The sequence below is a fragment of the Paenibacillus sp. FSL R7-0189 genome, from assembly GCF_037969925.1.
GTDB lineage: Bacteria > Bacillota > Bacilli > Paenibacillales > Paenibacillaceae > Paenibacillus_AQ > Paenibacillus_AQ odorifer.
In genome coordinates this window covers 862,293-876,443 of the sequence record NZ_CP150223.1, presented here as the reverse complement: position 1 = coordinate 876,443, position 14,151 = coordinate 862,293, and the positions used below count along the sequence as shown (strand labels likewise).

Annotated in this window: 11 protein-coding genes; 6 read left to right on the top strand and 5 right to left on the bottom strand. The window is 44.8% G+C overall.

What is annotated here, in order from left to right; all coding sequences use genetic code 11:
- Window positions 1-23: 23 nt before the first annotated feature.
- The 3 genes from MKY63_RS03660 to MKY63_RS03650 all read left to right on the top strand — a co-directional run bounded on the left by MKY63_RS03660 (window position 24) and on the right by MKY63_RS03650 (window position 3,208).
- Window positions 24-1,286 carry a HAMP domain-containing sensor histidine kinase gene (locus tag MKY63_RS03660; RefSeq protein ID WP_051490884.1) on the top strand — a complete coding sequence of 421 codons (1,263 nt, stop codon included), beginning with the start codon at window positions 24-26 and terminating at the stop codon, window positions 1,284-1,286.
- A gap of 289 nt (window positions 1,287-1,575) precedes the next feature.
- Entirely contained in the window at window positions 1,576-2,349 is a 774-nt protein-coding gene (locus tag MKY63_RS03655; protein ID WP_036675873.1) for an SDR family NAD(P)-dependent oxidoreductase, read from the top strand.
- Window positions 2,350-2,848: 499 nt separating this feature from the next.
- Window positions 2,849-3,208 carry a hypothetical protein gene (locus MKY63_RS03650; RefSeq protein WP_036675871.1) on the top strand — a complete coding sequence of 120 codons (360 nt, stop codon included), beginning with the start codon at window positions 2,849-2,851 and terminating at the stop codon, window positions 3,206-3,208.
- Between the two features lie 64 nt (window positions 3,209-3,272).
- Here MKY63_RS03650 and nrdF read toward each other — a convergent pair whose 3' ends face one another.
- The 5 genes from nrdF to MKY63_RS03625 all read right to left on the bottom strand — a co-directional run bounded on the left by nrdF (window position 3,273) and on the right by MKY63_RS03625 (window position 10,610).
- Window positions 3,273-4,232 (bottom strand): class 1b ribonucleoside-diphosphate reductase subunit beta, encoded by a 960-nt coding sequence (nrdF, locus tag MKY63_RS03645; protein ID WP_076099522.1) that lies wholly within the window; start codon window positions 4,230-4,232, stop codon window positions 3,273-3,275.
- A gap of 39 nt (window positions 4,233-4,271) precedes the next feature.
- On the bottom strand, window positions 4,272-6,356 hold the full coding sequence (gene nrdE, locus MKY63_RS03640; protein ID WP_076099523.1) for a class 1b ribonucleoside-diphosphate reductase subunit alpha: 2,085 nt from the start codon (window positions 6,354-6,356) through the stop codon (window positions 4,272-4,274).
- The gene (gene nrdI, locus MKY63_RS03635) at window positions 6,343-6,702 is read right to left on the bottom strand and encodes a class Ib ribonucleoside-diphosphate reductase assembly flavoprotein NrdI (protein ID WP_036675861.1); all 360 of its coding nucleotides are present in this window, start codon (window positions 6,700-6,702) and stop codon (window positions 6,343-6,345) included. Before nrdI ends, nrdE begins: the two co-directional genes overlap by 14 nt.
- A gap of 404 nt (window positions 6,703-7,106) precedes the next feature.
- Entirely contained in the window at window positions 7,107-8,756 is a 1,650-nt protein-coding gene (locus MKY63_RS03630; RefSeq protein ID WP_052096847.1) for a helix-turn-helix domain-containing protein, read from the bottom strand.
- Window positions 8,757-8,786: 30 nt separating this feature from the next.
- Window positions 8,787-10,610 carry a sensor histidine kinase gene (locus MKY63_RS03625; protein WP_081382494.1) on the bottom strand — a complete coding sequence of 608 codons (1,824 nt, stop codon included), beginning with the start codon at window positions 10,608-10,610 and terminating at the stop codon, window positions 8,787-8,789.
- A 227-nt stretch (window positions 10,611-10,837) separates the two neighbouring features.
- Here MKY63_RS03625 and MKY63_RS03620 point away from each other — a divergent pair, with 227 nt between their 5' ends.
- The 3 genes from MKY63_RS03620 (at window position 10,838) to MKY63_RS03610 (ending at window position 14,076) form a co-directional block, all read left to right on the top strand.
- Window positions 10,838-12,181 carry a sugar ABC transporter substrate-binding protein gene (locus MKY63_RS03620; protein WP_339811558.1) on the top strand — a complete coding sequence of 448 codons (1,344 nt, stop codon included), beginning with the start codon at window positions 10,838-10,840 and terminating at the stop codon, window positions 12,179-12,181.
- A gap of 101 nt (window positions 12,182-12,282) precedes the next feature.
- Window positions 12,283-13,221 (top strand): sugar ABC transporter permease, encoded by a 939-nt coding sequence (locus MKY63_RS03615; protein WP_036675858.1) that lies wholly within the window; start codon window positions 12,283-12,285, stop codon window positions 13,219-13,221.
- Between the two features lie 15 nt (window positions 13,222-13,236).
- Window positions 13,237-14,076 (top strand): carbohydrate ABC transporter permease, encoded by an 840-nt coding sequence (locus MKY63_RS03610; protein ID WP_080742424.1) that lies wholly within the window; start codon window positions 13,237-13,239, stop codon window positions 14,074-14,076.
- Window positions 14,077-14,151 lie beyond the last annotated feature (75 nt).

Below are 14,151 nucleotides of genomic sequence, written 5' to 3'. Positions count from 1 at the left end.
GTTTAGGGGTATTTACTCTCTTAATGCAGTATGGAATGATTGTTCCAGCAAACCATACTGAGCAATCCATTGCAAAGTCTTGGGATGTTTTGCAGCGTGCGCCAGAAATTACGCAAGAAATGATCCCTTGGGGAGCGGAACATGCGGTATTGGATCAGCAAAAGAACTATATTTCAGGAAATATTCCTAAAGAACGCGCTCTAGATATATTGCAGAAGAATCAAAGCAGTTGTAATCTCATGGGTACAAACTGCACCGATGTGATTGAGCGGGAGCATGAGGTTATCGTACTGCAATATGCAATCGTACCGCAGTTCACCTCGAATTTTCTGCATAACACGCTGCCTAATCCGCAATTAACGTTATTGCTGTTTTTTGTAGTTCTGATGTTACTGGAAGTTATTCTGATTTCTGGATTTTTCGCTCGAAGACTGAGTCAAAAAATGGCTTCCTTGCAAGAAGCTGCACATCACATTGAAGCTAAGAATTTGGATTTTACTGTCGTGTATTCTGGGGTCAGTGAAATTGATGAGGTGCTATCATCCCTGGAACAGCTGAGAGAGGAATTGAAAAAGTCGCTAGAACAGCAATGGAATTTGGAACAAATGAAAAAAGAGCAGATTTCTGCGCTTGCCCACGACATTAAGACTCCTCTTACGATTATTCAAGGAAATGCAGATTTGCTGATAGACTCAGATTTAGCGGAGAATCAGCAAGAATATATAGGGTATATTTCCAAAAATGCGGATCAAATCGAACAATACATGGCAACACTTATTGAGATTTCTAATACGAGGAAACAAATTTCTCCCCGCTCTAAATGGGTTAGAACGGAAGCTTTTATCCAGCAAATTCGTACGCAGTTAGATGCGTTGGTTGTCCCTAAGCATCTTCGGATAGAATTCCACCAGGACAATAATCTGCCCCCTGAGGTGTTGATAGACAATGAACTACTTCATCGGGCTGTGATGAATGTACTCGCTAATGCGGTAGAGTATTCCCCGTATGAGAGTGTGATTTATTTGCAGGTTGAGGCAAAACAAGATTGGTGGAGTATAACGGTAGCAGACAGTGGATCAGGATTTACGAGTGAAGGACTCCAATCTGCAGTTAAGCAGTTTTATCGAGGGGACAGTAGCCGTACCTCCAAAAGTCACTATGGATTGGGACTTTATATTGCCGACACCATTGTCAGGCAGCATCAGGGCAGTCTGCATATTAGCAATTCTCCCCTGACGGGTGGAGGTCAAGTTCGAATCGACGTCCCAGTTCGTGGAGTTAGGTAGAGGTTTATTACACCTCTTAGATTAACATTGGATAAAACTTCTAGTTTATCTGATGAAATTCTAAGGGGTGTATTTTTTATGACGATCAAAACCAAATTCTCAATTGTTGGAAAAGTAGATTAAAATATTGATTGCTATATACAATTAAATACAATAAAGTTGTCATATAGAGGATAATTTTGTCGATTTTTCTGCAAAAATGTTCCAATCCACATTGTATCAGGTGACATTAGGGTCTATGAGGTTCAAATCCTCTTCCTGAAAAAGACATAAGAAAGTGGTGCGCATAATGAGTAGCAACAGATTTGAAAACAAAGTAGTTATTATTACGGGTGCTGGTACCGGAATCGGAAAAGCTACAGCATTGAGAGTAGCAAGAGAGGGTGGTACTGTAGTAGTTGCCAATCGATCAGATGCTGGCGCTAACACAGTCGAAGAAATCAAAGCTTTAGGTGGAGAAGCACTGTTTGTGCGGTCAGACGTTTCAGTTGAAGCAGACTGCAAAAATATCGTAGATCAAACCTTAGCAGCTTATGGAAAGATTGATTGCCTTTATAATAACTCAGCAATTACAGGAGATAATGCGGATGTTACAGAATATGATCCGATATTGTTTCAAAAGGTGATTCAGACAAATCTTAATGGCCAATTCTACATGTTGCATTATGCATTACCACATATGAAATCCGGTGCTTCCGTTCTAAACTGTTCCTCCTTGCATGGTATTTTTATTGGGATGGCAAATGATGCAGCTTATTCAGCAAGTAAACACGCCATTGTGGGCATGACTAAATCGGTTGCTAAAGAAGTGGGTCACCGTAATATCAGAGTAAATGCTATTTGCCCTGGTCCTATCCCTACACCAACCATGAACAGATACGAAAAGCTGTTGTCTGATGATGTAGAGATGCTTCAATCTCTTATCGCTTCTGGAACGGCTTTGGGCAGATATGGTACGCCTGAGGAAGTAGCTGCTTTTGCATGTTTCCTTCTAAGTGATGAGGCTTCATTTATTACAGGTACAGCACATGTGATTGACGGGGGTTACTCCGCAACTAAGTAATTAGACGGATTAATTTACTTATATAAGCATCTAGTATCGAAGGCTTTGCGGCGTATTCCTGTTCGGAAATCCTGTAGGATGAATGGACTGGAGTTGGAAGGCGCACGCAGAGCCTTTTTTAGTTGTTTCTAAATGATAACGGAATTACACAAGTGTGAATGAAATTAAGGCAAATATAACCATGGATATGTTGGAATTTGTAGAAATTTGTATTTTAATATAAATAAAAAAAGAAATTTGTCGATAATAATATAGGTAATAGGTATGAGTTAAAATATATTAGAAAGGATGTTGCAATAAAACGATACAGGAAATAGATGTCATTTACTATTGATTGTAACGATATGGCATCATTTAAACAAGGCAGTTTGTTCCAAACCCAGTTGCCAAAAGTAGAAGTTACTGAAAAGCCTGGGCAGAAATTTTTTTGTCTGTTGGAGTTACATACATTTCTTTCTATTATTAAAAAATAACTATTAAAACTTGGAGGAATACAATTATGTCATACACAATTAAATACAACAAAAGTGAAAACCACATCGATGTAGTATCTATCGATTTTTCTGCTGAGGATGTTCCAGGATACTTGAAAGATTTTGAGAATATCATGAAGCTTGTTAGTCCTAAATTTACGGGTACAACTGATGTAACTGAATCTGCAAGTGTACTTTCTCCTGAAGTTGCAGCAATGTTGGCTCCAACAGGTGAGATGGCGAAAGCAGCTGGTCAAGCAGGATGGGCTTATGTAACTAAAAACCCAATTTGGAAAATGCAATTGAAACGTATTTTTGGCAGAGATTTTGCTGATGCTTACGATACCTATGAAGAAGCTAGAACAGTACTGAAAAAATTGCAATAATCTAATAAATAGATAAAACAAAAAGTGCGGAGAGCTTTCTCCGCACTTTTTGTTTTATCTATATTTAAAATTGAAAATCTTCATCCTTCAGTGGCTCCACATTAAGCGCCCGGACATATCCGTTGCCTTTCTTCGAGAAGAAGTCATGCTGCTTGGTGTGGGTGCTGATCCCGTTCTGAACAATCGGGTTGATCTCTTCCTCGTCAAATAGCGGATCATGGCCCAGATTCATCATCGCTTTATTGGCATTGTATCTTAGGAAAGTCTTAACCTCGTCCACCAATCCGATAGGGGCATAGATCTGCTCGGTATAACGCTCTTCATTCTCATGCAGCAGTCGAAGCAATTCTACCAGCGTATGGTGAAGTTCGCGTTGCTCGTCTTCTGGGAGCCCGTCAAAGATCTCTTGTGCCAGCACGCCGACATATACCCCATGGATGCTCTCATCCCGTAGAATAAGGTCGATGATCTCACCGCTGCAAGTCATTTTGCCCTGCCCAGCCAGATATAGGGGATAGAAGAAACCACTGTAGAACAAGTAGCTCTCGAGCAGGACGGAGGCTGCCATGGCAAGGTACAGGTCTTTAGGTGAGTCTATGTTTTTGTAATATTGTGATATGGTCTCCGCTTTGAACTGGAGGAAGGGGTTCTCTTCTACCCAGCGGAATACACTGTCGATCTCCTCTGTAGAGGACAAAGTGGTGAAAATACTGCTGTACGATTTGGCGTGAATTTGTTCCATCATGCCCATGAAGCCCAGTACGGCTTTACGTTGAAGGCCTTCGACATGCTCCATAATCTGCGGCATTCCGACTCCGCCTTGAATCGTATCCAGCAGTGTCAGACCGCCCAGCACCTTCATATAGGAGTCCTTTTCTTGCTCACTGAGCGTGAGCCAGGACATTTTATCATCGGATAATGGAATTTCATCGTCCGTCCAGAATTGCATAATGTTCTGATTCCAGAACATCAATGAGAAATCGTCGTCGGGACGGTTCCAGTTAACGGCTTGGATAGCGGTCATAATATTGCAATCTCCTTTTCTGCGGCTATAGCCTTCCTTTTAGATCGAGCAGGTGAGGCATTCCTCGACAGACAGCTTTTTGGTCCGGGTGTAATACAGCGACTTCAAGCCTTTATGCGCCGCATACAGGTAGGAGCGGGCCAGTTCTCTGGTGGAAACATCACTGTTAACATGCAGAACGGTCGAGATACCTTGGTCGATATGGGGCTGAATTTCCGCGATCAGATCGATTACCTTGAACTGGTCCATCTGGTAAGCCGATTTATAGAAAAATACATTGTCCGGCCGCAGGTACGGCATCGGATAATAAGTAGTCGAATTAGCATAAGTCCGAGTCTCAATCTGCTCAACAATCGGCATAACGCTTGAAGTGGCGTTTTGGATATAGGAAATGCTGGCCGTTGGCGCAATCGCCAAACGGTAAGCATGGTATAGGCCATTTGCTTTTACCGCATCCCGCAATTGTTCCCAGTCAGCTGGGGATGGGATATAAATATCTCCGAATAACTCTTGTACCCTTGGGGTAACCGGACGGTAATCGGTAGTCAGGTAACGCTCAAAATAAGCTCCCGTAGCATAATCAGAAGCCTCAAATCCATGGAAAGATCGGCCCGTCGCGGCAGCGATTTCCATGCTTTTCTCCAGCGAGTGGAAATTCATGGTCATAAAGAAGGTCCGGGCAAAATCGCGGGCCTGCTCGCTTTCATAAGCAATGTTGTTCTTAGCCAGATAGCCGTGCAGATTCATGACGCCAAGACCGACAGAGTGCATTTCCTTGTTTGCTTTGGCTACGCCTGGGGCATTGGAAATACTGGTCATATCGCTAACAGCGGTCAGGGCGATCATGCCCTCATGTACGGATTCACGGATTTTGCCATGTTCCATCACGTTAACAATGTTCAAGGAAGCCAGATTGCAGCTTACATCGCGGCGGATTGTACTCTCCTGTCCGTAGTCGGCAATCTCTGAGGTCTCCTGCAGCTGGAAGATTTCAGTACAAAGGTTGGACATTTTGATCTGTCCGACGTTTTTCAGGGCATGGGCCGCATTGGCATTGCTCTTGTTCATGATATATGGATAGCCAGATTCCAGCTGGATCATGGCAATTTTGGTCAGCATATCCCGTGCGCTCATAGCTTTCTTCTTTTTGACACGTGGATCGGCCAGCAGCTTATCATACATGTCATCCAGATCCATATCGTCGAGATGCGTTCCGTAGGCTTTGTACACACTGTAAGGAGCAAATACATGCAGCGCTTCATTGTCCTTCGCCAGCTTATAAAAGCGGTTCGGAATAATCAGGCCGATGGACAGGGTTTTGAGTCTTGTTTTTTCGTCGGCGTTGATCTTCTTGCTGTCGAGGAATTCCAGAACGTCCCAGCCAAAAATGTTGTAATAGGCTGCTCCTGATCCTTTACGCTGACCCATCTGATCTGCATAGGAGAAGCCGTCTTCCATCAGCTTGAGTACAGGTATAATTCCCTTCGCAGCATCCTCAACACCCTTGATAGTTTCACCACGGGAGCGTAGCTTGGATAGGTTGACGGCCACACCGCCACCGATCTTCGACAACTGCATGCAGGTATTCAGCACATAGTTGATGGAATTGAGCGAGTCGTCCATTTCGATTAGGAAGCAGGAGACGAGCTCACCACGCCGGCTCTTACCGGCATTTAAGAAGGTTGGGGTCGCAGGTTGTAGGCGCTGTTCCATCATCGAACGGGCAAGTACCCCGGCAGTATCGGCGTTGCCGCGTCCCAGGTGAAGGGCGACTGCCGCCACACGGTCCGGGTAATGCTCCAGATATTGTTTGCGGTCATTGGTTTTTACAGCGTAATCCGTGTAGAACTTCGAAGCTGCCATATAAGATGGAAAACTGAAGTTGTAGGCGTGGGTAATCTGGTAGACTTCTTCAATCTCCGCCGTGCTGTACTGTTCGTAAAAATTCTCGTAGAAATCCTGTTCAATCATATAATCAACCTTGGCTTTTGTATTCGCAAAAGCCAGACTCCGGCGCTCTACATCCCGCATAAATTCGGCTACTGCCTCAAGATCTTTGTCTAACTGAAAGAAGCCACTTTCGTCTCTCTTCATCAACATGTTGTTTAATTCAATATGCCGCAACCCGGCTCACCTCCTGTTTAATCCGTTCTACATCGCCAAATGTACCCGATAACTCAAATTTACCGATAACGGGCACGTTATACCGATCTGCAATCAAGTCCGCGCTGTGCGCGAACAGCTCGCCCCAGTTCTTATTGCCGCTGGCGGCGATGCCTTTCAGATTGGCATTATTGTTCTTCAAGAAAGTAGACACCTTTTCTGGAATCTGTCCAAAGCCGGTGGTATATGTAATAAGCACATAGGGCTCGTCAATCGTCATATGCTCCTCAATCTGCACAGCCGGCAACTTAAGTTTGCTGATGAAGCGTCTGACATTTCCTGTTTTTGAATCATACGCGACTAGCATGGTGTCTGTCCCCCTGTAAATATTAAAAACTATTGAAAATAGTATGAAAACTGAATGGATAAGCTTTAAATACTGAAAAATCGTATCTATACTATATTTAGTGTGCGTTGTTTATTTTAATTACTATATGTTGAAAAGTCAATATGGGAACAGCCGTCTTAATAGCTGGGAAAGTGTCTCGTAAGCGGTTTTTTGGTAGACTTTTAGGGCAGAAAGACCGGAGTATTAGCATTTTGCTAGTTTAAAAATAAAAATAAAAAAATTGCAGGAGAAAGGGTGATACTTAGGGTTGCTGTCTGAGGGTGATGGCAAGCCAATAAATCTGCAAGGAACAGAGCCTGCTCCCTGCAGATTTATTGGCTTTATTTTTGCGAAGTGGGATTATTCTTAATAATCTCTTGATCTCAAGAACGGTTGTTTACTCCGAGGCTTCGGTCAGGCGGTGAATCTGCTTTAAGTTGCTGCATGTATTCTCTGGGGGAAATTCCGGTTACCTTTTTGAAGACCTTGCTGAAATAGAAGGCACTCTCATATCCCAGCTTCTGTGAGATTTCGTAGATGCGACCTTCCCCGCGTGCCATCATTTCTTTGGCTGTCGTGATTTTGATCTCCGTGATATATTCCACATAGTTGACCTTGGCAACCTTGGAGAAAAGGTGGCTCAGATAGTTGGGACTGAAATTGAAGACATCCGCCACTTGATTGAGCGAGAGCTTAGTTCCGAGATTTCGTTTAATATACTCTTGGACATTTTTGACGAGCTGCTCCTTGTAGCTTTGTCTGCGGGTAGAGAGGATGTCCGAGCAACCGTCCCTGAACTGGATCAGCCAGCCGGCGATCTCTTCAATCGTATGCATCTGGTAGATAGCCCGGTAGCCCTCCGGTTCATTTTCGAAAATTTGCTCCACAATATTCTCACCGTCTGCAAGTAGTGAAGTGGCCATATACAGAATGTTGCAGGCGGCATCAGTGGCGGGAACCAGCAGGTCGGCCCGGCCGTCGAAGATTTCGATCATTTTGGAGATAATGGCGTATAAAGCTTGGGTATCCATTTCTTCAAAAGCACGGCGGATCTCTGTACGCAATTCGGAGAAATCAAACAACAGATGATCCTGCTCCAGCGACTCTCCTTCGGCAAAAAACACAAACGACTGTGCTTTAACCGCAGCAGGAAGCGCTTTTCGCGCAGCGAGGTAGCTTTCCCGCAGCAAATAAGGATCCTCGACCGCAAAGCCGATCGCGCCGATGATCCTTACATTGAAGTAGTTATGGAGTATGGAGGCCATATGGGTCAATAGCATTTCAATCTCAGGCATCCATTGCCGTGAATCCGTCCCGTTGACGGGCAGGGTTACAGCAAAATTGCGCAAGTCCAGACTGGTCACATAACAAGGTCTTATGGAAGTAAGCGTATCTTTGGCCATTTGGACGGTACTTGAGCACAGAGCAACCATTTTATCGCCGCGGGGCGGGACACTGTCTGGTCCCAAAATACGGCAAGTGCAGACTAGATAAGCAGGTTCCTTGAGCTCAAGGTTTAAATCATCTCTCTGCAGAAGGTACTGGTTTTTATTTGCGAATAAGTTATTGAACAGGCGGATGAAAAATTTATCGCGTTGGGCTTGTAGATTGCCTCTATGAGCAAGCATGGGATAGCTGTCTAGGGTTTGAAAAGCCTCCAATTGGGAAATTGCTTTCCGAATGGAGGCATCAAGTGCCTCTGGTGTCAGTTCCAGCTTCACTAGATAATCTGTGGCTTGCACTTCAATCGCTCCACGTGCGTATTCGAATTCCTCGTAGCTTGTTAAGATGATAAACAGCGGAAGCCGGCCGTGTTTTTTGCGTACCGCATTGGCAACTTCTAAGCCGCTTTTAATTGGCATTTTTATATCGCTGATTACAATGTCAGGACGGAGGGTGTCAATCATTTCTTCCTCTTGAGCCCCGTTGTGTGCAATGCCGACAATTTCTATATTATATTGCTCCCACTTCAGCATGGACTGCAAGCCGATACAGACCAGCGCCTCGTCATCAGCGATTAACAACTTGATCAATTCCATCACATCCTTGCTTGGTATGCTACTCTATTCCTTTTGCAGGAACGGCAGAAGAATCTTCATCCGGGTATATTGGCCCGACTCACTCTCAATCGAAAGACCGTAATTATCCCCAAATGCCAGGCGCAAACGTTCATTTACGCTGCGGAGTCCAATATTCTCGGGCATTTCTTTGCTTCCGTCACCTGGATTCGACAGAATCGTGGAGATTTCTTCTTCCTTCATCCCTACACCGTTGTCTTCAATCGTAACTAGAATATCGGCGAATCCACTTTTGGCCACCTTAATGAGAATTTCTCCTCTGCCTTTGGGCTCAATGCCATGGAAGATGGCGTTCTCGACCAGGGGCTGGAGCGTGAATCGTGGAATTAGGCCGGTTAGCAGTTCCTCGTTGTCAATCTCCTTTACCATAGAGACCGTACTGCCATAGCGGTATTTCTGAATCAGAAAATAATCATCCAGCAGGCTCAGCTCATCCTTCAGCGGCATCAGTCTACGGTTGTCTTTGGCGATGCTGCGCAGCAGTCTAGATAGTGAAGTGGTCATTTCTGCGATGCCGGTAGCATTCTGAATTGTAGCCATCCATTTGATCGAATTCAGTGTGTTGTACAGGAAATGGGGATTGATCTGACTCTGCAGCATCCGGTATTCCAGCTCCTGTTTCTGTTTCTCGTCAGCGAGCCGGCTGTCCATAAGCGCTACGATATCTTGGGACAGGCGGTTAATACCCCGTCCGACATCGCCAAGCTCGCTGTTCCATTCGATATTGCGGTCCAGCAGGAAATTGCCCTGGGCGATCTTATCAATCCGCTTCTTCAGTTTTTCCACCGGAAGACTGATGGTACGGGTCAGATACAGCGTAATGATAGCGCTTAAGACAATAACCAGGAGACAGACGCCGAGCATAACCAGAATCCATATATTTGTCTTGGGAGCGAACAGGTCATTGGATAAAGTCTGTGACAGAATGACTCCGCTGCGTACGGGATAAGATACCACGATATGGCTCTCTTTCTCGTCCGCCAGCTTGACCATGGACAGCTCGGTTTGCGGACCGACAGGTTTATCATTGGTATAGGCCACCGGTTCATACGGCTCTGCAATGGCGATGACCTGATCGCCGATGAGCTGATAATGATGATTGCCGAGCGTCAGCAGCAGCCGGGAATTCTTCGGCAGGGAGTACCCTTTCAGCTTGTCGGTAATAACAGTTGTATTCGCTAACAGGTACACCGTTCCAACCCGGGAAGCTCCTTTGCCGTAAATAGGAAAAACAAAAGGAATTCCGTTCGTGTTGGAGAGCGGGTCCTTGATCACCCGGTCCCATTTCTCCTCGGCATCATTGCTAAGGCCGGTAATTTGACCGATATTGTGTATGGTAAGCGGAACAGAGGTGCCGGTTTTATCCACCTGCAGAAACTTGCCGTTGCTATCCGTAACAATCAGACGGCGGGCATAGCTGTTGGAGCGGTTGTTCAGGAAGTCCTGCTGCATCGAGTTGAATACATTAACTGCTTCCTTAGAGCTAGCCTTAGGTGAGCTGAAGTAGTCTGTGATCAGGGTATTAGTAGAAGAGTTAGTGCTGCAGGTCATCGCCAGGGATGACAGATCAATCAAATCCTGTTCAATAATATGAGATACCAGCTGCAGATTGAACTCGGTCGCCTGGATGGTTGTTTTACGCTGATAATAAGTAATTAATTCATAGCTGAAAAAAGAAAGCAGCGACGCTATCAGCAGTGCGAATACGGCCATGAGCAGAATAATGCGACTTTTAATGGTGGATTTTCTTACCGTATTTAACACTCCTCTACAAAATGTGAAAACATATAAAGCGTTTTCATATACCATAGCATATTCCTGCGTTCCGATACAGGGGGAGGTACATAAGCTGAATATTTTACATGTTTTAGATAGAAAATTACAGGTTTGAACCGGAGCAGGGAAGAAGAACACAGAAAAGTGAATGAACTTTGTTTGATAATGCATGCCATTCTTGCGGAAAAAGCTATAAACTTTGAACTAAGCTCAGAAGAGCCGATCGTAGTTACACAATCAGAAGAAAAGGGGATATTTAAATGAAACTGAAAAGATTCTATGGCATAACCCTCGCCACAGTATTCTCCATGAGTCTGCTGGCTGGATGTTCTGGTAATAACAACAAAGAAGGTGCTGCTGCAACGACAGCTCCAGCAACGGGGAATTCTGCAAACGCTTCCGCTGAACCGAGCCAGGAGCCTGTGACTTTGAAATGGGCCTTGTGGGATTGGGAAGCTACCGCTTACTACAAGCCGCTAATCGATGCCTATAAAGCTGAGCATCCGAATGTAACGATCGAATATGTCGATCTGGGGTCGACGGACTATATGACCATGTTAAGCACACAACTGTCCGGTGGCGCAGATCTGGACGTACTTACAATTAAAGATATTCCGGGCTACTCGAACCTTGTGAAACAGAATCACCTAGAGCCGCTTAAAAGCTTTATGAGTGGCAACGCTATTGATCCTTCGGTATATGGAGGTACTGTAGAACAAATCGAAGTGAACGATGAGGTGTATGCGCTTCCTTTCCGCAGCGATTTCTGGATTCTCTACTACAATAAAGATTTGTTCGACAAAGCAGGAGTGGAATATCCAAGCAATGATATGACATTCGAGCAATATGATGAGTTGGCCAGAAAAATGACTTCTGGCAGCGGTTCTGAAAAAGTGTACGGAGCTCACTACCATACTTGGCGTAGTGCGGTTCAACTGTTCGGTATTCTGGACGGCAAGAACACTGTTGTTGACGGAAACTACGATTTCTTGAAGCCAACCTATGAGCGGATCCTGAAAGAACAGGAAGACGGCATCGTAATGGATTACGCCACACTGAAGACTTCAAGCACGCACTATTCTGGCGTATTCTACAATAATTCCGTTGCTACTATGAACATGGGCAGCTGGTTTATTGCTACACAGATTGAGAAAGTGAAGAGCGGCGAGTCCCAATCGGCTAACTGGGGCATTGCGAAATACCCTCATCCGGATGGTGTGGAAGCCGGTACAACCCTAGGTACAATTACTTCTCTGGCTGTAAATCAGAAATCCAAACATAAAGAAGCAGCACTTGATTTCATGAAATTCGTGACTGGTGAAGAAGGCGCTAAAGTTATTGCTTCCACCGGAACCATTCCAGCGATTAAGAATGATGAAGTTATCAATTCCATTACTTCCATCGAGGGCTTCCCTACGGATGAGAACAGCAAAGCGGCACTGACTACTGTTAAGACTTATCTGGAAATGCCTATGCATGAAAAGAGCGCGGACATCGAAGTTATTTTGAATGAAGCGCATGACAATATTATGACTAAAAATGCTTCGATTGACGAAGGTTTGGATGATATGAATGCTCGCGTACAGCAGCTCTTGAATAATTAACCGTAAGAGAGCTGGTGAATTATAGGGCGGGTGAAAGCCCGCCTTTTATATTAAAGCGTATAGATTTGTGGGGAAGTTTTAGAAGGTTTGGAGGAGAAAGAATGCAGAACGAAACCATATTGGGTACAAAAAAGATCCCTAAACGTCATTTGTCAAAAGGTGTCCGGGAAAACCTGGTAGCTTACAGCTTCATTGCGCCGAACTTTATCGGATTTGCCCTGTTTACGCTGGTACCTATGTTTTTTGCCTTTATCCTTGCTTTTGTGAAATGGGACGGGGCCAATCCAATGAAGTTTATCGGGCTGGACAATTTCACCCGGCTGATCAGAGATACAACATTTCACAAAGCATTATGGAATACCATTGTTTACACTATTGGCGTAGTACCGTTCACCATGATTGTCGCGCTGGCGCTGGCGATTCTGCTTAATCAGAAGATAATGGCCCGCAATTTCATGAGAACCGTATTCTTTTTCCCTTATGTAGCATCCCTGGTAGCCGTTGCTGCCGTATGGAACTTTATCTTCAGTCCTACGATGGGTCCGATCAACAATATCCTGCATACCCTTACCGGTATCCCGCTGGAGGATCTTCCCCGCTGGGCGGCGGATAAACACTGGGCGATGTTCACAGTAATACTGTTCACAGTGTGGAAAAACATGGGTTATTACATGGTTATTTACTTGGCAGGTCTTCAGGGCATCAACCCTGAATTGTATGAGGCTGCTGAACTTGATGGTGCGGGCGCTTGGAGAAGATTCCGCAATGTGACGGTCCCTCAACTGGCGCCTACCTCTTTCTTTGTTCTGATGATTCTAGTCATCAATTCGTTCAAAGTCTACGATATCTTTATCAACCTATTTGCCGGCGCCGATAACCAGTTGAATGATTCTACAAGGGTTATGGTGTATCAAATCTACAATACGGCGTTCCGCTCGCTTGATTACGGATATGCCAGCGCCATGGCCATTGTATTGTTTCTGCTGGTACTTGGCATCACCATCGTCCAGTTCCGCGGCGAGAAGAAATACGGACAATAGGAGGATTCAAAAGATATGGTTGGTAAAAGTAAAGGACTTAGAATCAGCCTTATGGTTCTTGTGTATATTTTGTTGTTTGCGACAGTACTGGCGATGCTGGTTCCGTATATATGGATGTTGTCTTCTTCACTCAAGATGAACAAAGATGTGTTTTCCTTCCCAATGCAGTGGATTCCACAGAATCCGCGCTGGGAGAATTTCGCGGATATCTGGACACGCATTCCGCTGGGCCGTTTTATTTACAATACGGCGAAATTATCGATTATCGTAACGATTCTACAACTACTGACTTCCAGCTTTGCTGCGTATGCGTTTTCCAAACTGCATTTCCGGGGAAAAAACATTCTATTCCTTGGATATATTGCAACAATTGCGATCCCTTGGCAGGCTTACATGGTGCCGCAATTTATCCTGATGCGTTACATGGGGCTTAACAACACGCATTTGGCAATCATACTGCTGCAGGCATTCTCGGCATTTGGAGTATTTCTGATGCGCCAGTTCTATCAAGGTGTTCCGGATGAATTATGCGAGGCTGCCCGTATTGACGGCTTGAGCGAATATGGAATTTGGGCGCGAATCATGCTGCCGTTGTCCAAGCCAGCATTGTCTACATTGACGATCTTCACCTTTGTCGCCACCTGGAATGACTTCCTGGGGCCAATGATTTATCTGACGGATACGAAACTCAAGACCATCCAAATTGGACTAAGAATGTTCATCTCGCAATATTCCGCCGAATATGGCCTGATTATGGCCGCAAGTGTGGTTTCCATTATTCCGGTTGTAATTGTTTTTCTGGCTCTGCAAAAGTACTTTGTACAAGGTGTTGCAGCATCGGGCATTAAGGGCTAGAACCGTATTTCACCTGGCAGTTGCATTTTTTATAGGCTGCCAGGTTTTTTATAAGTCAAAGGGGTCTGTATAAAT

Excerpts from the sequence above, each read along its gene's own strand:
- nrdF (WP_076099522.1), bottom strand. The coding sequence starts at position 4,232 with ATGACCGCTATCCAAGCCGTTAACTGGAACCGTCCCGACGACGATTTC.
- nrdI (WP_036675861.1), bottom strand. The coding sequence starts at position 6,702 with ATGCTAGTCGCGTATGATTCAAAAACAGGAAATGTCAGACGCTTCATC.
- MKY63_RS03650 (WP_036675871.1), top strand. The coding sequence starts at position 2,849 with ATGTCATACACAATTAAATACAACAAAAGTGAAAACCACATCGATGTA.
- MKY63_RS03660 (WP_051490884.1), top strand. The coding sequence starts at position 24 with ATGCAGTATGGAATGATTGTTCCAGCAAACCATACTGAGCAATCCATT.
- MKY63_RS03625 (WP_081382494.1), bottom strand. The coding sequence starts at position 10,610 with ATGGTATATGAAAACGCTTTATATGTTTTCACATTTTGTAGAGGAGTG.
- MKY63_RS03655 (WP_036675873.1), top strand. The coding sequence starts at position 1,576 with ATGAGTAGCAACAGATTTGAAAACAAAGTAGTTATTATTACGGGTGCT.
- MKY63_RS03615 (WP_036675858.1), top strand. The coding sequence starts at position 12,283 with ATGCAGAACGAAACCATATTGGGTACAAAAAAGATCCCTAAACGTCAT.
- MKY63_RS03610 (WP_080742424.1), top strand. The coding sequence starts at position 13,237 with ATGGTTGGTAAAAGTAAAGGACTTAGAATCAGCCTTATGGTTCTTGTG.
- MKY63_RS03620 (WP_339811558.1), top strand. The coding sequence starts at position 10,838 with ATGAAACTGAAAAGATTCTATGGCATAACCCTCGCCACAGTATTCTCC.